14 protein-coding genes are annotated in these 18,171 nt (G+C 40.8%); 8 read left to right on the plus strand and 6 right to left on the minus strand.

What is annotated here, in order from left to right:
• The first annotated feature begins 107 nt into the window (after positions 1 to 107).
• On the plus strand, positions 108 to 3,248 hold the full coding sequence (locus GJ691_RS00755) for a WD40/YVTN/BNR-like repeat-containing protein (protein ID WP_154362768.1): 3,141 nt from the start codon (positions 108 to 110) through the stop codon (positions 3,246 to 3,248).
• Positions 3,249 to 3,302: 54 nt separating this feature from the next.
• Here the strand turns inward: GJ691_RS00755 and GJ691_RS00760 are convergent, their stop codons facing one another.
• Both GJ691_RS00760 and GJ691_RS00765 read right to left on the minus strand, forming a co-directional pair.
• Positions 3,303 to 4,544: an LVIVD repeat-containing protein gene (locus tag GJ691_RS00760; RefSeq protein WP_154362770.1), complete on the minus strand. Its 1,242-nt coding sequence runs from the start codon at positions 4,542 to 4,544 to the stop codon at positions 3,303 to 3,305.
• A gap of 157 nt (positions 4,545 to 4,701) precedes the next feature.
• The gene (locus GJ691_RS00765; protein ID WP_246200068.1) at positions 4,702 to 5,457 is read right to left on the minus strand and encodes a hypothetical protein; all 756 of its coding nucleotides are present in this window, start codon (positions 5,455 to 5,457) and stop codon (positions 4,702 to 4,704) included.
• A 106-nt stretch (positions 5,458 to 5,563) separates the two neighbouring features.
• Here GJ691_RS00765 and miaB point away from each other — a divergent pair, with 106 nt between their 5' ends.
• The 7 genes from miaB to groL all read left to right on the plus strand — a co-directional run bounded on the left by miaB (position 5,564) and on the right by groL (position 12,353).
• Positions 5,564 to 7,009 carry a tRNA (N6-isopentenyl adenosine(37)-C2)-methylthiotransferase MiaB gene (miaB, locus tag GJ691_RS00770; protein WP_154362771.1) on the plus strand — a complete coding sequence of 482 codons (1,446 nt, stop codon included), beginning with the start codon at positions 5,564 to 5,566 and terminating at the stop codon, positions 7,007 to 7,009.
• Between the two features lie 27 nt (positions 7,010 to 7,036).
• Positions 7,037 to 8,308, plus strand: a complete 1,272-nt coding sequence (locus tag GJ691_RS00775) for a sigma-54 interaction domain-containing protein (RefSeq protein ID WP_154362774.1) — start codon at positions 7,037 to 7,039, stop codon at positions 8,306 to 8,308.
• Positions 8,309 to 8,830: an LptE family protein gene (locus GJ691_RS00780; protein ID WP_154362776.1), complete on the plus strand. Its 522-nt coding sequence runs from the start codon at positions 8,309 to 8,311 to the stop codon at positions 8,828 to 8,830.
• Positions 8,831 to 8,875: 45 nt separating this feature from the next.
• Entirely contained in the window at positions 8,876 to 9,820 is a 945-nt protein-coding gene (locus GJ691_RS00785) for a hypothetical protein (protein WP_154362778.1), read from the plus strand.
• A 5-nt stretch (positions 9,821 to 9,825) separates the two neighbouring features.
• Entirely contained in the window at positions 9,826 to 10,185 is a 360-nt protein-coding gene (gene secG / locus GJ691_RS00790; protein ID WP_154362780.1) for a preprotein translocase subunit SecG, read from the plus strand.
• Positions 10,186 to 10,326: 141 nt separating this feature from the next.
• Complete coding sequence (locus tag GJ691_RS00795; RefSeq protein ID WP_154362782.1) at positions 10,327 to 10,605, plus strand: co-chaperone GroES; 279 nt, start codon at positions 10,327 to 10,329, stop codon at positions 10,603 to 10,605.
• Positions 10,606 to 10,721: 116 nt separating this feature from the next.
• A complete protein-coding gene (gene groL / locus GJ691_RS00800) occupies positions 10,722 to 12,353 on the plus strand; it encodes a chaperonin GroEL (RefSeq protein ID WP_154362783.1) in 1,632 nt (543 codons plus the stop codon).
• Positions 12,354 to 12,414: 61 nt separating this feature from the next.
• Here groL and GJ691_RS00805 read toward each other — a convergent pair whose 3' ends face one another.
• From GJ691_RS00805 to GJ691_RS00820, 4 genes are all read right to left on the minus strand, one after another.
• Positions 12,415 to 12,771 (minus strand): heavy-metal-associated domain-containing protein, encoded by a 357-nt coding sequence (locus tag GJ691_RS00805; protein WP_154362785.1) that lies wholly within the window; start codon positions 12,769 to 12,771, stop codon positions 12,415 to 12,417.
• Positions 12,772 to 12,788: 17 nt separating this feature from the next.
• A complete protein-coding gene (locus tag GJ691_RS00810) occupies positions 12,789 to 15,032 on the minus strand; it encodes a TonB-dependent receptor (RefSeq protein ID WP_154362787.1) in 2,244 nt (747 codons plus the stop codon).
• 20 nt (positions 15,033 to 15,052) lie between these two features.
• Positions 15,053 to 17,548, minus strand: a complete 2,496-nt coding sequence (locus tag GJ691_RS00815) for a heavy metal translocating P-type ATPase (RefSeq protein ID WP_154362789.1) — start codon at positions 17,546 to 17,548, stop codon at positions 15,053 to 15,055.
• Between the two features lie 204 nt (positions 17,549 to 17,752).
• Positions 17,753 to 18,166 (minus strand): HYC_CC_PP family protein, encoded by a 414-nt coding sequence (locus tag GJ691_RS00820; protein WP_425481727.1) that lies wholly within the window; start codon positions 18,164 to 18,166, stop codon positions 17,753 to 17,755.
• Positions 18,167 to 18,171: the final 5 nt, after the last annotated feature.

The raw sequence follows: 18,171 nt of genomic DNA on the forward strand, positions 1-18,171 counted from the left end.
TTCAAAATAACGAAATCCATAGAAATATAAAAGTTTGGCAAAGTCGGGCACCAGTGCCCAAAAAATATTTCTATTTTTAAGGGAACTATCTAAAAAAGAACCCGATAATGAAACAAATTTGCACGGCTATTCTATTCGCATTTCTCTTTCTACAACCTTTTCAAGATACATATGCACAACGAAAGAAAAAGACCATTTCCTTTAATGACTCATTATATAATGGTATGAAATACCGTCCTATCGGGCCTTTTAGAGGCGGAAGGGCCGGTACGGTTTCGGGCGTGTTGAACAACCCAAACATTTATTACATGGGTACGGCCGGTGGTGGTGTTTGGAAAACGACGGATGCAGGCAATTCATGGGAATGTATCTCTGACGGATTTTTCGGAGGCTCTATTGGTGCCGTGGCCGTATCGGAGTCCGACCCAAATATCATCTATGTCGGTGAGGGCGAACAAACATTGCGGGGCAATGTTTCTTCCGGAAAAGGATTATGGAAAAGTATGGATGCAGGAGAAACCTGGAAATTCATCGGCCTCAAGGATTCAGAGCATATTGCCAGAATACGAATTCATCCAAAAAACCCTGATTTGGTATATGTAGCGGCTATTGGTAATTTATGGAAGCCGAACGAAACAAGAGGTGTATTCCGCTCCAAAAATGGAGGTGATAATTGGGAAAAGGTTCTTTATGTAAGCGATAAGGCCGGTGCGGGTGATTTAATATTGGATCCCAACAATAGTAGGATTATTTACGCCACGACTTGGGAAATGAAAAGGAATGGCTACCGTATGGATAGTGGCGGACCGGACAGTAAGCTTTTTAAAAGTACCGATGGTGGTGATACTTGGAAAGACATTTCATCCCAGACCGGACTACCAGATTTTCCTTGGGGTATTGTCGGCATAACGGTATCTCCAGTTGATTCCAATAGGGTTTGGGCCCTTATCGAAGCGGAAAATGGAGGCTTGTTCCGTTCTGACGACGCTGGAGCAACCTGGGAAAAAATAAACGAGAACAGAGCCCTTCGCCAACGTGCTTGGTATTACACCCGTATTTATGCCGATACTGAAAATATAGATAAGCTTTACGTAATGAATGTCAGTTATGGGGTTTCTACCGATGGAGGAAAAACCTTTACGCTAAAAAATGCCCCACATGGCGACCATCATGATTTATGGATAGACCCGCAAAACAATAACAGAATGGTAATTGCCGATGACGGCGGTGCCCAAATTTCAAATGATGGCGGTAATAATTGGACCACTTATTACAATCAACCTACGGCACAGTTCTACCGTATTGCGACAGATAGTATTTTCCCTTATCGTATTTATGGTGCACAACAAGACAATACGGCTTTGCGTATTTCCCATAGATCTTCCGGGGCTTCCATTTCAGAACGTGACTGGGAACCTACTGCAGGTGGGGAAAGTGCACATTTGGCACCTGACCCAAAAAACAATCAGATCGTTTACGGGGGTACTTACAAAGGCTATATGAATAGATTGGACCACACCACCGGCCAAGCTCGCTCGACCAATGTTTGGCCAGACAATCCCGCAGGTTCCGGTGCTGAAATCATGAAATACAGGTTCAACTGGAATTACCCGGTCACTTTTAGCAGACATGATTCCAATAAATTATATGCAGGATCCAACTATTTACATGTAACGACCGATGAAGGCCAGTCGTGGAAAACCATTTCCCCTGATCTTACAAGGGGTTTACCGGAAACGATAAAGTCATCCGGCGGACCAATTACCCAAGACAATACCGGTGCGGAATTTTATTCGAATATTTTCGTAATCTCGGAGTCCATCTTGGAAAAAGGTGTCATATGGACGGGTAGCGACGATGGTTTGATCCACGTAACCAGGGATAATGGTGTTTCATGGGACAATGTAACGCCTCCTTCATCCATTTCCCCTAAATTGAACATGATCAATTCCATTGATCCAAGCCCTTTCCATAAAGGAACGGTTTACGTAGCTGCTACAGCCTACAAATTCGGCGATTACACACCATACCTATATAAGACTACCGATTATGGAAAAACATGGACTTTAATTACCAAGGGCATAAAAGACAATTATTACACACGGGTAATACGAACAGACCATGAACGCGAAGGACTTTTATATGCCGGAACCGAATGGGGCATGTACATTTCATTCGATGATGGTAATTCTTGGTCCCCCTTTCAATTGAACTTACCGATTACGGCCATACGCGATTTACATGTTAGGGACAATGACCTGATAGTGGCCACCCATGGTAGAAGTTTTTGGATCATTGATGACCTAACACCCTTACACCAACTTTCGAAAACTGTTGCCGACAGTTCTTTTTATCTGTACAAACCCGATACTTCATATAGGATGCATCAATCCGGTGGATGGTCAAAACCCAACACCAAACTCGTTGGGGAAAATCATCCAGATGGGGTAATGATTAATTTCTACTTGAAGAAATTTCAGGAAAAGGATACTGTACAACTCGAAATCTTAGAAGAAAACGGAGCTTTAATCCAAGGTTATTCAACACATGCCAAGGCCGACAAATTGAATCCCTCAGCCACCAAACGCTTAAAAGTCCAGGCTGGCGGCAATAATATGGTTTGGAACATGCGTTACCCTGGATACAAAACGTTCAAAGGCATGATCTTTTATTCTTCACCGAACAAGGGACCCAAGGCGGTTCCCGGAAATTACAAACTTAAACTTACCGTGAACGGTGTTTCCCAAGAACAGGGATTTGAGATTATAAAAGACCCTAGATTACCCAACTCGCAAAATGATTACAGGGAACAATTTGACTTTTTGATCGCAGTACGCGACCAAGTAACCAAAGCGAACGAAGCCATCATCAAAATAAGAAGCATTCAAAAAGATTTAAAATACTTAAAGGATAAGACAAAAGACAATGATAGTTTACAAACGTTGATCACGGAATATGAAGCTGAACTTTCGGTGATAGAGAACAATATTCATATGACCAAGAACAAAAGTAGGCAAGACCCACTGAATTACGGTATACGCATTAATAATAGGCTGGCCTTTCTTTTAGCTGATTCACAAAGGGGCGATTACCGGCCTACCCAGCAGGCAAAAGAGTTTTTTAATGAGATCGTTGCGGAACTCGATGTGCAGATCAACAACCTTAACGGCCTCGTGGATAAACAAACGGCAATAGTAAATTCCAAAATAGAGGAAGAGGAAATTAAATTCATATCTACCGAACCATGACCAACAAAAAAGGGAAGCTGAAATAAGCTTCCCTTTACTTTTTAACTGGTAGTTCTATAATTGCAAGGTACTCAATAGGGCTATCTCATTGTCGAGATAATCATATTGATATAGGACATCCTCACCAACCATAAGTAATGTATTCTCTAAAGGAATTACATCGAATGTATTGATGTTTTTAAAATGGTTCAAGGCCTGTAAATCCTCAACATTGGACTTATCATATACCTTTAATCCGGAATCCCCGTCACAAACGAACAATTTCTCTTCTTTAACACCAAGTCCATAAGGTTCATCCATAGGATATTCCGCCGTTAATTCCGGCTTATTGATGTTTGAAATATCAACAATGAACAATCCACTTGATATTGCCCCACAGGCGTTACCTCCTCTTAAGGTAACATAGGCATAATCACCGTCTACCACAACGGGGTCACAGGCCGTACCATGTTCAAATTCAGAAACAAAGGTCGGCGTTGCCGGTGAAGAGATGTCATAGATATACATTCCCCGCATACTGCCCAAGAACAAATGCTGCCCTCTATTGAATATGGTCTCAATATCAAAACCTGCATACACATCCTCCAGATCTTCCGGGTTCTCTAAATCCTGGATATTGAAGATATTAATATTGTGACTGTCGACCGCATAAAGAAAATCCCCTACGATCTTAAAGCGCGCCAAGGAACCTCCTTGACCTACCAAAGCATCAGTGGCAGATTCTGCCATTGCAAATAATTCACCATCAACGGTAAACCGTTCCTCATATTCCAAAATAGGCCTTCTTTCGGTCACCGTTTCCCACCCGAGCAATATGTCGTTTTCGTAATCTATGCCATCATACTCATAGAAATCTGCCACGGGCCATATCACATTGTCACGCAATACATCCTCAAGTCGATCCACTATTTTGATATTCATAATATCCGAAATATCCAACACGACCAAATCCGTTAGGCTATCGGCATATAGATAATCATCCTTTATAGAAATATCCACATTTCCGGCAATTTTGATGAACGATACTTTTCTGGGGTTATTCGGGTCACTATTATCAATAACATGAACCCCTCTATACTTATCATTTACAAAAATATAATCCTGATAAGCGTATATTTTCCCTGACTCCGTTACAGGCATGGGAGCGATCACATCCACACTATTTTTAAATTCTGTTTTACTTATGGTCAAAGGTTTGGCAACCAGATAATCAGCATATTTACCGTCATCGGATTTTTCACAGGACACCAAAGCCATGGCCGTCACGAACAGAAGCAGCATCACTTTCTTTTTCATAAAATGGTTTTTATATTAAAAAGCCTGAAGCAATCTACCTTTTGGAACACCTAAAAAACCTGATGACCTCATGGTTTATTCCATTACCTTTTTAATGCGGTTATGCATTTAAGATGCACAAACTGTTCATACGTTGCGTAATGGTATGTAAACAAGATTATCTTTCAGAAGAAAAACCAACGGCATCCTTATACATGAAATAAACAGGTATTTTAGCCAACATAGCAGTAAAGAACACCCCTACAAAACAAAGCAGAATACCCATTTCCGCCACTAAACCCATTACGATGATGAGTCCGAAAATCACGAGCCAATTTTTATTGCCCAAGGTAAAACTCGATTTTACGATTTCCATAGCCGACAACTCTTTTTCAAAGGCCAAAAAGGCAGGTATCAAGGATATAGGCACTACCAAATAAAAAATGCCCAACCCACAGGCCAACATTCCCAAAAGCATCAATCCCAACATGATCAAGGATAATACGAGTGATTTTAAGATATATTCTTTCTTGAAGTAATAAAAGTAACTATCGGACAAGGATATATTTTGATCATTATTCTTACAGATGCGTAAAAAGGCCGCATTGAGCAGAAGACTTACTGTCATGATTCCTAAAAACACCAAAGGCATGAGAATCACCATGGGCAATAATATTTCCGGGGGCATCTCCTCACTTTTAAACATTTCGGGATCGGATACCCCTGCAATCAAAAGAGGTATATAAATTAAAACGTAAAAAGGAACAATGGTCAAAAACGTCAGCAAAACGACCACAAAACCTTGCAACCAGACTTTTTTGAATAGATCTATGGAATTACTGAAAATGGTTCCAAAATCCAACGGATCACTATTTTTAATATGATTTTCAAGTTCTTTAAAGTTCATGGCCACCTTTAATTTACAGAAGTACATTAAACGGTTTAAAACCTAAATTAGTACTAAATTATACTGTCATATTGTCATTAAATTGGAATAAGCGTTATCTTTGCTGCCCCTTATCCTAGATAAAGGTAATTATATGGAGAAAATAATTGATGAATCAGTTCAGGGAAATTCACTTTCCCTTAAAAAGGACGAAAAGAATACACGTAACCTTTACATTGAAAGTTATGGGTGTTCCATGAATTTTTCAGATAGTGAAATCGTAGCCTCGATCTTGGCCAATGAAGGGTTCAATACCACCCAAGAATTGGAAAATGCCGATCTGGTATTGGTCAACACCTGTTCAATACGTGAAAAGGCCGAAACCACGGTACGCAAACGTCTTGAAAAATTCAATGCGATAAAAAAGAATCGGCCCCATATGAAAGTAGGGGTATTGGGCTGCATGGCCGAACGCCTTAAAAGCAAACTGCTCGAAGAGGAAAAAATAGTGGATATGGTCGTTGGCCCAGATGCCTATAAAGACCTACCCAACCTTATTCAGGAAATCGACGAGGGGAGAGATGCCGTGAATGTCGTTCTCTCCAAAGATGAAACCTATGGCGATATCTCCCCAGTGAGATTAAACACCAATGGGGTGAGCGCATTCGTATCGATTACCAGGGGTTGTGACAATATGTGCACATTCTGCGTAGTGCCTTTTACCAGGGGACGTGAACGCAGCAGGGATCCACAATCAATAATTGATGAAGTAAACGATTTAGGGGCCAAAGGCTATAAAGAAATTACCTTACTGGGTCAAAATGTCGATAGTTATCTTTGGTATGGTGGTGGACTAAAAAAAGATTTTGATAAGGCATCGGAAATGCAAATCGCCACAGCGGTTGATTTCGCCAATCTTTTGGATATGGTTGCCGTTGCCCAACCCAAAATGCGCATACGTTTTTCAACTTCAAATCCCCAGGATATGAGTTTGGACGTTATCCGAACCATGGCGAAACACGATAATATCTGTAAGCACATTCACTTGCCCGTTCAAAGTGGAAGTAACGATATACTTAAGAAAATGAACCGCCTTCATACTATTGAGGAATATTTTGACCTTATAGATAATATCAAAAAGATTATTCCGGATTGTGCATTCTCACATGATATGATCACAGGTTTCCCAACTGAAACGGAAGAAGATCACAAAGCCACCTTGGCCGTACTTGACTATGTAAAATATGATTATGGCTATATGTTCGCCTACTCAGAACGCCCTGGAACCTTGGCCGCAAGAAAAATGGAAGACGACATTCCTAATGATGTTAAGCAGCGGAGGCTTTCCGAGATAATAGCTTTACAAAGGGAACATTGTTTGCTACGCACAAAGAATCACTTAAACAAAGTCCAGGAAATATTGATTGAAGGCACCTCGAAAAAAGACGACACCATGTGGATGGGACGAAACTCCCAAAACGTGGTAGCTGTTTTCCCTAAAGAGAATTACAAGGTAGGGGATTTTGTGAACGTGAAAATGAATGATTGTACCTCTGCTACCTTAATTGGGGAAGCTGTGGATTTTGGTAAATCTAATTAAGTTATACTTGAAGTTACAAGAGCAATTATGGAAAGTGTACAAGCAATAAAACAACGTTTTGAAATTATCGGGAACGACCCAAAACTGAACCGAGCTTTGGAAAAGGCCATTCAGGTCGCCCCGACTGACATTTCCGTATTGGTTACCGGGGAAAGTGGTGTAGGTAAAGAATCAATTCCCAAAATCATACACTCCCTTTCGCACCGGAAACACGCAAAGTACATTGCGGTAAACTGCGGTGCCATACCTGAAGGCACTATCGACAGTGAACTTTTTGGACATGAAAAAGGATCGTTCACGGGGGCAACATCTACCCGAAGCGGTTATTTTGAAGTTGCTGACGGAGGTACCATTTTCCTTGACGAGGTCGGGGAACTCCCTTTAACAACACAAGTTCGTTTATTAAGGGTACTTGAAAACGGTGAGTTTTTAAAAGTAGGGTCGTCCCAAGTTCAAAAGACAGATGTGCGTATCGTTGCGGCCACGAACATGAACATGATCGAGGCCATTAAAAAAGAAAAGTTCCGGGAAGACCTATATTATCGATTAAGTACGGTCGAGATCAACATTCCGCCCTTACGTGAACGCAAAGAGGACATTCATCTATTGTTCAGGAAATTTGCTTCTGATTTTGGACAGAAATATAAAATGCCGACCATTCGCCTAGATGAGGATGCCGTGCAGCTCTTGTTCAAATACAGATGGCCGGGCAATATTCGACAACTTCGTAACATTGCCGAACAGGTTTCCGTACTGGAGAGCGATAGAAACATATCGGCCATAACATTGAACAGTTATTTACCGAATACAGGTAGTTCACAATTACCGGCCGTGGTACGCCAAAATAAAAATGAAAGCGACTTCAGTAACGAACGCGAAATCCTTTACAAGGTTTTATTCGATATGAAGGGGGACCTTACCGACCTTAAAAAATTGACTTTGGAATTGTTGAAAAACAAGGATACCCAAAAAGTTCAAGAGGAGAACGAAGGTCTAATACAAAAAATATATGGAGGTGATCAAGATGGCTTTCAGGAAGAAGACAATGAGGAAACCATGGAGGTATTGCAGCTTCCCGAGCCTCAGTTAGAACAAAAAACCTTTGAGACCCCCCAAGAGGACAAGTACCATTTTGCAGAAGAAATAGAAGAGGAAGAAACCTTATCTTTACAGGAAAAGGAAGTGGAATTGATCAAGAAATCATTGGAAAGAAACCGCGGCAAACGAAAAGCCGCTGCGGCCGAACTGGGAATTTCCGAACGCACTCTATATAGAAAAATAAAACAATACGACCTTTAAATGAAGAACATACAAAAAACATTATTAATCTTCACGATTCTTACTGTGATCATAGGGTGTGGCGCATATAACTTTACGGGTGGCGACGTGGGTACCGCTACCACTTTCCAAGTGAATTATTTTCAAAACTATGCGACCCAAAGCCCAGGATCAACCTTTGAACCGGGAATGGACCGTGATTTTACACTTGCCTTGCAGGACAGGATCATGAACCAAACCAGTTTGGATCTGGTCAACAATAACAATGCGGATTTATTGTATGAAGGTGAAATCGTGGAATACAGGATCTCACCTATGAGTGCAACGGCCGAACAAACTGCCGCTCAAAATAGACTTTCGATAGCCGTTAATGTTCGTTTTTACAATAAAACCAAAGAAGATGCCGATTTTGAAAAACGATTTTCATTTTTTTATGATTACGACGGCAGTACCCAATTGTCATCTGTAAAAACGGAAGCACATGAAGTGATCTTTGAAAGGATCACCCAAGATATTTTCAATGCATCGCTTGCCGATTGGTAAACAATAAAATTAAGATTCAGGATTTTATCGAATCATAACAAAACAATGAACGTACAGGATTTTACATTTTTATTACAAAACCCTGATAAGGTCGTTACTCCGATACAGACCAAACAATTGGAGGATGTTTTGGATGAATACCCCTACTTCCAAGCAGCCAGAGCACTGCATTTGAAAGGGCTTAAAAACCTGAACAGCTTTAAATACAACAATGCCTTAAAGATTACCGCCGCCTATACTACAGATCGTGATATCCTTTTTGATTTTATCACATCTACCAATTTCCTGCAGAACAACATTGCCAATGCCATTTCGGGTAAAAAACCCATTATAGACAAGGCGGAAACCATATCTGGGAAAGAAGCCGACATAGCACCAACGGAAAAGACAGAACCCAATGCTTTGATCCCCAAATCGGAAGACAAACCCTTACCACAAGATATAGAGGACGCCAATCAAATCCTAGATCCAAAACTATTTACATCAAAAGACCCCGAAATTGACCGTAAACTTAAAGCCGAAAAAGATAAAGCCGAGGAGGAACTTAAGTTAGGCCAACCACTGCCATTTACCAAAAAAGAAAAACATTCATTTAGTGAATGGCTACAACTGGCCAAAGTAAAGACCATAGAAAGGGAATCTAAAGCACCTGAAAATGAAGGGCCGGCCATAGAGGAAGATTTTGATTTTCCGATGGAAAAAGATGTATTGAAAAAGAAAAAATTTGAATTGATCGATAAGTTCATCGAGAACAATCCCAAAATAAGTCCGACCCCAAAGACTACAACAAAAGTCGATATAAAGGAATCTATTAAAATAGATAAGTCCGAATTGATGACAGAGACTTTGGCCAAAGTATATTTAGAACAGAAAAAGTATAAAAAAGCCATTCAAGCTTATAAGATTTTAAGTTTGAAATATCCAGAAAAAAGTAGTTTCTTTGCAGACCGAATAAAAGCGGCAAAAAAAATACAACAAGAAAATACATAGTACTAATGAGCACATTTACAATATTCTTGGTTCTTATCATCGCAGTTTGCTTTTTATTAGTGTTGGTGATCATGGTTCAAAACCCTAAAGGAGGCGGATTATCGTCCTCTTTCGGTGGCGGAGGCAGCCAAGTCGTTGGTGGTGTCAAGAAAACAGGGGACTTTTTAGATAAAAGTACTTGGACACTGGCCGCATTACTCATTGTTTTGATTTTGGCATCGAACATTGCCTTAAAAGGGAACTTTAGTGATGCAGAATCTAAAATTTTACAAGGTGACGGTATAGAAGAAACCGTTCCCGAGGCCGTACCGGAAGAAGTTCCTGCGCCTGCAATAAACAACAATAGCGCATCAGATAGTCTTTAAGATATCTGTTTTTTAAAATAAAAAAATGCCAGCCTGAATGACAAGCTGGCATTTTTATTTTACAATATGTCAGTTTTTATCATATGGCATAATTTCTGACTATCATATCCGGTAATTTTAAATCAACTTAAAATAATTAATATGGCTAAAGTTAACATTAAACCATTGGCAGATCGAGTTCTTATTGAGCCAATGGCTGCAGAAACCAAAACCGCATCTGGATTGTACATTCCGGATACCGCTAAAGAAAAACCTCAAAAAGGAAAAGTAGTTGCTGTAGGCCCTGGAACAAAGGATGAGCAAATTACCGTTAAGATCGGTGACACTGTTCTTTATGGAAAATATGCCGGTACAGAACTGAAATTGGAAGGTACCGATTACCTTATGATGAGGGAAAGTGACATTTTAGCGATTATATAACTAACATAAATTCCAGAGTAAATACATCCGAATGCCATTAGAACAACATTTAGTTTAAAATAGGTATTTGGACAATGAAACTTGGAGCTTAAAATTTTAAAAATAAAATTTTTATTATGGCAAAAGACATAAAATTCGATATTGAAGCACGTGATGGCCTAAGAAGAGGGGTAGATGCCTTGGCCAATGCGGTAAAGGTCACATTAGGACCTAAAGGTAGAAATGTTATCATCAGCAAATCGTTCGGTGCACCTGTAGTAACAAAAGATGGTGTTTCGGTAGCAAAAGAAATTGAGCTAGAAGATGCATTGGAAAACATGGGCGCCCAAATGGTTAAGGAAGTTGCTTCCAAAACCAATGATCTTGCCGGTGACGGTACCACAACTGCAACCGTTCTTGCCCAAGCTATCGTCAAAGAAGGCTTAAAGAATGTTGCCGCCGGTGCAAATCCAATGGATTTGAAGAGAGGTATCGACAAAGCCGTTGAAGCTATTGTAGCCGATTTGGCCAAACAATCTAAAAAAGTTGGTGATTCATCAGAAAAAATAAAGCAAGTTGCCTCTATTTCTTCAAACAACGATGAGACCATTGGTGAGTTGATCGCCCAAGCATTCGGTAAAGTTGGTAAAGAAGGTGTTATCACCGTTGAGGAAGCCAAAGGAACCGACACCTATGTTGATGTTGTAGAAGGTATGCAATTCGATAGGGGTTACCTATCTCCTTATTTCGTGACCGATTCTGAAAAGATGACCACTGATTTGGAAAATCCTTACATTCTTCTTTTTGACAAGAAAATCTCTTCGATGAAGGATTTACTTCCTGTTTTAGAGCCTGTTGCCCAATCGGGAAAACCATTATTGATCATCGCCGAAGATGTTGATGGTGAAGCTTTGGCTACCCTTGTAGTGAACAAATTAAGAGGTTCGTTGAAAATTGCAGCTGTAAAGGCCCCAGGTTTCGGAGATCGTAGAAAAGCGATGTTGGAAGATATCGCCATTTTGACCAAAGGTACGGTAATCGCAGAGGAAAGAGGTTTCTCTTTGGACAATACCACCATAGATATGTTAGGTACCTGTGAAAAAGTAACCATTGACAAAGACAACACAACTATCGTAAATGGTGGCGGTGTAGCTAAAGACATCAAAACCAGGGTAAACCAGATTAAATCCCAAATTGAGACCACTACGTCTGATTACGATAAAGAAAAACTACAGGAACGTTTGGCCAAATTGGCCGGTGGTGTAGCAGTTCTTTACGTTGGTGCCGCTTCAGAGGTTGAAATGAAAGAAAAGAAAGACAGGGTTGATGATGCTTTGCACGCAACTAGAGCTGCCGTAGAAGAAGGTATCGTTGCCGGTGGTGGTGTTGCTTTGGTACGAGCCAAAAACGCCCTTTCTAAAATCAAGGCCGATAATGCAGATGAGGAAACCGGCTTGCAAATTGTTGCAAGGGCCATTGAATCTCCTTTGAGAACCATCGTTGAAAACGCTGGTGGCGAAGGATCTGTTGTTGTAGCCAAAGTTCAGGACGGTAAAGGTGACTTCGGTTACGATGCCAAATCTGAAAAATATGTTGAAATGTTGAAAGCTGGTATTATCGATCCTATGAAAGTAACAAGGGTGGCATTGGAGAATGCAGCCTCTGTTGCCGGAATGATCTTGACTACCGAATGTGCTCTTACAGATATTAAAGAAGACACTCCTCCTATGCCTCCAATGGGCGGCGGCGGAATGCCCGGGATGATGTAATCATTCCAAAATGCAAGCAAGCATAAAAAAGCCCTGACATTTATGGTCAGGGCTTTTTATTTTAATGGGCATGACTATCATCGGTATCATCATCCCGATATTTACAACACGGGTGCACGGAGTTATAGGCTTCCTCTGTGGCTTTTAATTCCTTGGTATCATGGCCTACGGCCACTATGGCCGTTTTTATTTTCATCGGATCGGTCTTACGCTCATCGATAATGAGCGACAATTGATGTGACGGAATGTCCCAAGATGCGTATTTAACCCCCTTTACTCCCAAAGCGGCCTTTTCTATACGGGTTTTACACATTATACATTTACCATCAACCTCCATGGTCATTTTTTTATTCTTCTCCTGTGCAAAAGAAACTGCTGTTAACATCATCAAGGTTATTCCTAAAATCACTGTTTTCATATTGTATTGGTTAATTGTTAAAGTTTAAATCTAAATCCGCCATAGAACATTCTGCCCATTATCGGGGCATACACGATACTAGTATCAAAATTTGCGCCAAAAGGCTCATCAGCACCTAAAACGGCAGCATCCTGGGTATAATCAGATAAGTTCTCACCCCCTATATATACCTCAAAATTGCTATTGAATACCTTAGTGATCTGTGCATTCATTAAGCTATAAGGTTCTGAATAATCCTCTAATTGATAATCTTCAGAATAAACTGAAGTATCAGGTAATCGTTGCTCCCCTAAAGTATGTATCGTATAATCAAAACGCCATTGTGAACCATTTTCCTTTGCCGTAGTTTCGTAACCCAAATTAGCAAAAAAGCGATGTTTGGCCTGCAAAGGCTTCTGTAAGCGACCTGTTCTATAATCGGTTTGTACATCGTAATATTTATAAGCCGTTCTAAAATCCAAATTATTTATTACTTCATAATTCACTTCGAACTGAAAACTATTGGCCACGCTTTTACCGTCCAAATTATAAAATGCCACTTCATTCGGATTTTCGTAATCTACAACGATCTGGTTTTTAAAATCGGTTCTGTAATAATCAAGGGTAACATTCCCTTTTCGTTCGAACAAAAGAAAACCTTGAAGAAAACTAACCCCATAATTCCAAGCATCTTCTGGCTCAAAACCATAAATACTGCCTTCATTGGCGCCTATCAGGTTTATTTGTCGTGAAGAAGCGAAAATCTGTTGGTTCTCGGCAAAAATATTGGCCGCTCTCCTACCCCTTCCAAAAGAACCCCTTAAACTTCCCAATTCCCAAGGTGTATAGCGAATATGGAATCTAGGGGTCACAAAGGTACCTAGACGGTTGTGACTATCTACCCTTAAACCAGCTGTTAAACTTACCTTGTCAAGATTATCATAACTATATTCAAAAAAGGCACCTACTGAATTATCATGACGGTTGTAATTATCCTTATTCACCAATTCATTATACCCATCATAAGCAAAGGTTAATCCTGTCTTGAACTTATTCTGGGTATCACCGATGATCGAGTTGAAGATAAAATTTGAATATATACTTTCATGGTCAATATTATATTGATTTAACCCATAATAAGAATCTTGCTTGTGCATACTATAAGAGCCCTGAATACCAAAGCTTTGATAAGGTAATTCCGGAAAAACATAACCCAGTTTTACTGAGGAATCAAACCTTCGGGTATCAACCTCACCTCCCCATGCATTAGTGGTAAACTTATCTTCAAAGGGGTCAAAATCGGTTTGTCCCACCTGCTTTTCATCCTTTAAAAAACGAACATTGAAAAAACTTACCCATCCTGTTTCGGGGTTTTGGTATTGCCATCGGTTCATTACATTGATTTGATTCGCCAATGGGGCATCCAAGAATCCGTCTCCATTGTTGTCTTCTTTTTCATCCCTTCTATTCGCATGTATGTATAGGCCAGAACTCCATTTATCGGTCAGTTTTTTATTGAAATGGGTATTTAATTCATACCGGCCATTTTGATTCCCATACCCGTTTACGAAAATAGCATTATCGGTTAGCGGTTTTACCAACTCGGTATTGATCTGACCCGAAATGCTTTCATAACCATTGACAACGCTTCCGGCACCTTTGGTAATCTGTATACTTTCTACCCAGGTTCCTGGGGTAAAGGTTAATCCGAAAGCCTGGGAAGCACCCCGAACCATTGGGATGTTCTCTTGGGTAATCAATAGATAAGGACTCGTTAACCCCAGCATCTGAATCTGTTTGGTTCCTGTTAGGGCATCGGAAAAATTTACATCGATTGCCGGATTGGTCTCAAAGCTTTCCGAAAGGTTGCAACAAGCTGCCTTTAACAATTCGGCACTATTTACCGTAACCACATTTTGGGCACTGTAGAATGTTTTCTGGACTGCATCCCTTTTCTTGTTCACCACTACCTCATCCAAGGCATTTGAAGGTTTTAAGGTATGATGGATCATTCTAGGTGAATTTACCGTTAAGGTATCCGATTCAAAACCTATATAACTTATTACCAGTTTATTATACTCTTTTTTATATGGAATGGAGAACAACCCATCCCCATTGGTCATTGTCCCTATTTGGGAACCCATCCAATACACATTTGCCCCGGATAACCCCAAATGCTGATTTGCCTCACTTGACTCCATGACCATTCCTTCTACTTTCTCTTGAGAGAAAGCCAGCCAAGGCATAAGTATGGAAACCATTACTATGATATATTTATTCATTTATTTCTTTATTAACTTTATTAATCAATTTTTACGGTACGTAATCGCAATGCATTCGCAATTACGGATACTGAACTAAAACTCATGGCCAATGCAGCGATCATAGGTGACAATAATATTCCAAAAATTGGGAATAAAACCCCGGCCGCAATGGGTATACCAACCGTATTGTAAATCAATGCGAAAAATAGATTCTGTTTTATATTCCTCATTACGGCATTGCTCAATTTGTGAGCCTTTACAATACCGTGCAAGTCCCCTTTCACCAAAGTAATCGAAGCGCTTTCTATCGCCACATCGGTTCCTGTACCCATTGCAATACCCACATCACTTTTTGCCAATGCAGGGGCATCATTGATGCCATCACCGGCGACGGCGACCTTTTTACCCTCTGCCTGCAACTGCGCTACCATGGCAAGCTTATCTTGTGGCAGCATTTCCGCCTTAAAATCGGTCAACTGCAATTCGTCTGCCACTGCCTTAGCCGTATCATGATTATCACCTGTAAGCATAATCACGGTAATACCTGAAGATTGTAATTCTTGAATCGCCTTTTTACTTGTTTCCTTTATTTTATCCCCTACGGCAACAAAACCGACGGCCTTTTTACCGATTGCCAAATACGAAACCGTTTTTCCTTGTTTTTGATAAGAAACGACATCCGATCGTAAAGTATCCGGGATACTGACTTGCGCATCGGCCATAAGCCTACCATTACCCAAGGTGACGGAATCGCCCCCAATTTCACCAGCAACCCCTTTGCCCGCGACAGCTTTGAAATCGGACACCCTTAGGAGTCCGACATTTTGGAACTTCCCGTATTTGACAATCGCATCGGCCAAGGGGTGTTCGCTATATTGGTTCAATGAAATTATATATTGCTCCACTTTTCGTGAATCGAAACCGGCCACGGTGCCTACTTTCTCAACCGATGGTTTGCCCTCGGTAATGGTCCCCGTTTTATCAATAACCAGTGTATCTATCTTGTCCATGCGCTCCAATGCCTCGGCATTCCTGACCAAAACCCCCGATTGCGCTCCTTTGCCCACACCGACCATAACTGACATTGGCGTGGCCAACCCCAAGGCACATGGGCAAGCGATTATCAAAACCGCAATTGCATTGACCAAGGCGTACACATAGGCAGGTTCCGGGCCAAAAAAGACCCAAACAACAAAAGTGACTACGGACACGACAACCACGGTGGGCACAAAATAACCGGAGATCTTATCGGCCAGTTTTTGGATAGGGGCCTGACTTCGGCTTGCCTTGTTCACCATATCGATAATTTGTGACAACAACGTTTCCGCACCCACTTTTGTAGCCTTCATCACAAAAGAGCCTTTACCGTTTATGGTACCCGAGCTTATGTTATCGCCCTCTACTTTTCGAACAGGAACAGGCTCACCGGTAATCATGGATTCATCAACTGCGCTTTCACCTTCAGTGACAATACCATCCACAGGAATTTTGTCCCCCGGTTTAACACGTAATAAATCCCCTTTTGAAATTTTATCTATTGCAATGGTTTCTTCCTTTCCATCCGTGATTCGTATAGCCGTGTTGGGTGCCAATTTCAAAAGCTCCTTTACTGCGGAATTGGTTTTACTATGCGCCCGGGCCTCTAGTATTTGCCCAAAAAGCACCAAAGTCAAAATAACAGTGGTGGCTTCAAAATATACATGTACATTACCCTGATCCGTTTTAAACTGACTTGGGAAAAAATCGGGCACTAAAATGGCGAATACGCTGAATAACCATGCAACTCCGGCACCAATGCCAATTAGCGTGAACATATTTAGATTCCATGTTTTTACTGAACGATAAGCTCGTTCAAAGAACATCCAGGTTGCATAAAAAACAACGGGTAGTGACAGTACGAATTGAATCCAATTCCAATACTTCACACGTAGCATATCATGAAGCGGGTTATTGGGCAACATTCCCCACATGGCGATGATAAAAATCGGCAAGGTAAAGGCGACTGCAATCTTAAACTTGCCCAAAAGCCTGTTGTAACTCTTATCCTCGGCCGATACCTCTGCCTGTTTTGGCACCAAATCCATACCACATATGGGGCACTCGCCTGGCTCGTCATGTACAATTTCCGGATGCATGGGACATGTATAATTAGCTGATGTAGTACTAGTAGTATTCACTTCCTCTACTAAATCCATTCCGCATACGGGACAATCGCCGGGTTTGTCATAGGTCTTTTCCCCCTCGCAATGCATTGGACAATAAAAAACACCATTGCCTTTGACATGCTTTTCCTCTTTTTTTACTTCATGATGCTGGTACTCGCCCTGGCCATGAATGGAATAATGCCCACCGTCCTGTTCCATGGCTTGTTGCAATTTTTGTAAGGGAATTTCCTTATCTGACTCCAAAACTGCCTCGGCCTTTTCCAAGTCCACGATAACATTGGTGACACCCTTAACACCTGCCAGTGTTTGTTCTACATGAGCCCTACAACCGTTACAGCTCATTCCGTGAATATGATAAGTATGTTTCATATTATGATTTAAACATTTTCAAACAACAACTCTACTCCCAAAACCTTTTATGGGTTGGCACTAAAACCAGTACATCTTAATGTAACTGGCCTTAAATGCACGAATAGTCGTCTTTATTTTTTTTATTTTGTTATTCGTTAGCTTATCTCGATCCTTATAAATCGAAAGCACAAATAACCAGCGGTAAGAAAAAATACGAATGAATCAAATCAGGAATACATCATCAAGCAATTGGATATCCTTGACGATTTTTGGCGGAATATATTTTTTATGGGGAATTTCCCTAGTCTCCTTTAACGTAAAAAGACCAAGATAACTATATGAGTACGCAACCAAGAACTGTTGCTGTTCTACATCAATATCATTTAAGGAAGGCTTAACATCATTTTGACCTTGTATGGCGATCACCTCATCATCACAACATGATTTTTTATCAATGGAAGTTTCGGATGAAGATTCTGAAACCAAATCCATTCCGCAATCCTGGGCATCAACGAAGAAAGCCAAATCTACAAGATGTCCCATACAAAAGTGCTTCTCTACCTTCCATGAGGTAGTGGACACCAAGAGAAGGAGCGCCATGCATACTGCGGTTATTTTAAACACGATGGATTTCACGGTGC

Origin of the sequence: Maribacter luteus (assembly GCF_009674825.1) — a bacterium.
GTDB lineage: Bacteria > Bacteroidota > Bacteroidia > Flavobacteriales > Flavobacteriaceae > Maribacter_A > Maribacter_A luteus.

Coding starts and splice junctions, on each gene's coding strand:
- GJ691_RS00755 (WP_154362768.1), top strand. CDS start 108: ATGAAACAAATTTGCACGGCTATTCTATTCGCATTTCTCTTTCTACAA.
- GJ691_RS00760 (WP_154362770.1), bottom strand. CDS start 4,544: ATGAAAAAGAAAGTGATGCTGCTTCTGTTCGTGACGGCCATGGCTTTG.
- GJ691_RS00765 (WP_246200068.1), bottom strand. CDS start 5,457: ATGTACTTCTGTAAATTAAAGGTGGCCATGAACTTTAAAGAACTTGAA.
- miaB (WP_154362771.1), top strand. CDS start 5,564: ATGGAGAAAATAATTGATGAATCAGTTCAGGGAAATTCACTTTCCCTT.
- GJ691_RS00775 (WP_154362774.1), top strand. CDS start 7,037: ATGGAAAGTGTACAAGCAATAAAACAACGTTTTGAAATTATCGGGAAC.
- GJ691_RS00780 (WP_154362776.1), top strand. CDS start 8,309: ATGAAGAACATACAAAAAACATTATTAATCTTCACGATTCTTACTGTG.
- GJ691_RS00785 (WP_154362778.1), top strand. CDS start 8,876: ATGAACGTACAGGATTTTACATTTTTATTACAAAACCCTGATAAGGTC.
- secG (WP_154362780.1), top strand. CDS start 9,826: ATGAGCACATTTACAATATTCTTGGTTCTTATCATCGCAGTTTGCTTT.
- GJ691_RS00795 (WP_154362782.1), top strand. CDS start 10,327: ATGGCTAAAGTTAACATTAAACCATTGGCAGATCGAGTTCTTATTGAG.
- groL (WP_154362783.1), top strand. CDS start 10,722: ATGGCAAAAGACATAAAATTCGATATTGAAGCACGTGATGGCCTAAGA.
- GJ691_RS00805 (WP_154362785.1), bottom strand. CDS start 12,771: ATGAAAACAGTGATTTTAGGAATAACCTTGATGATGTTAACAGCAGTT.
- GJ691_RS00810 (WP_154362787.1), bottom strand. CDS start 15,032: ATGAATAAATATATCATAGTAATGGTTTCCATACTTATGCCTTGGCTG.
- GJ691_RS00815 (WP_154362789.1), bottom strand. CDS start 17,548: ATGAAACATACTTATCATATTCACGGAATGAGCTGTAACGGTTGTAGG.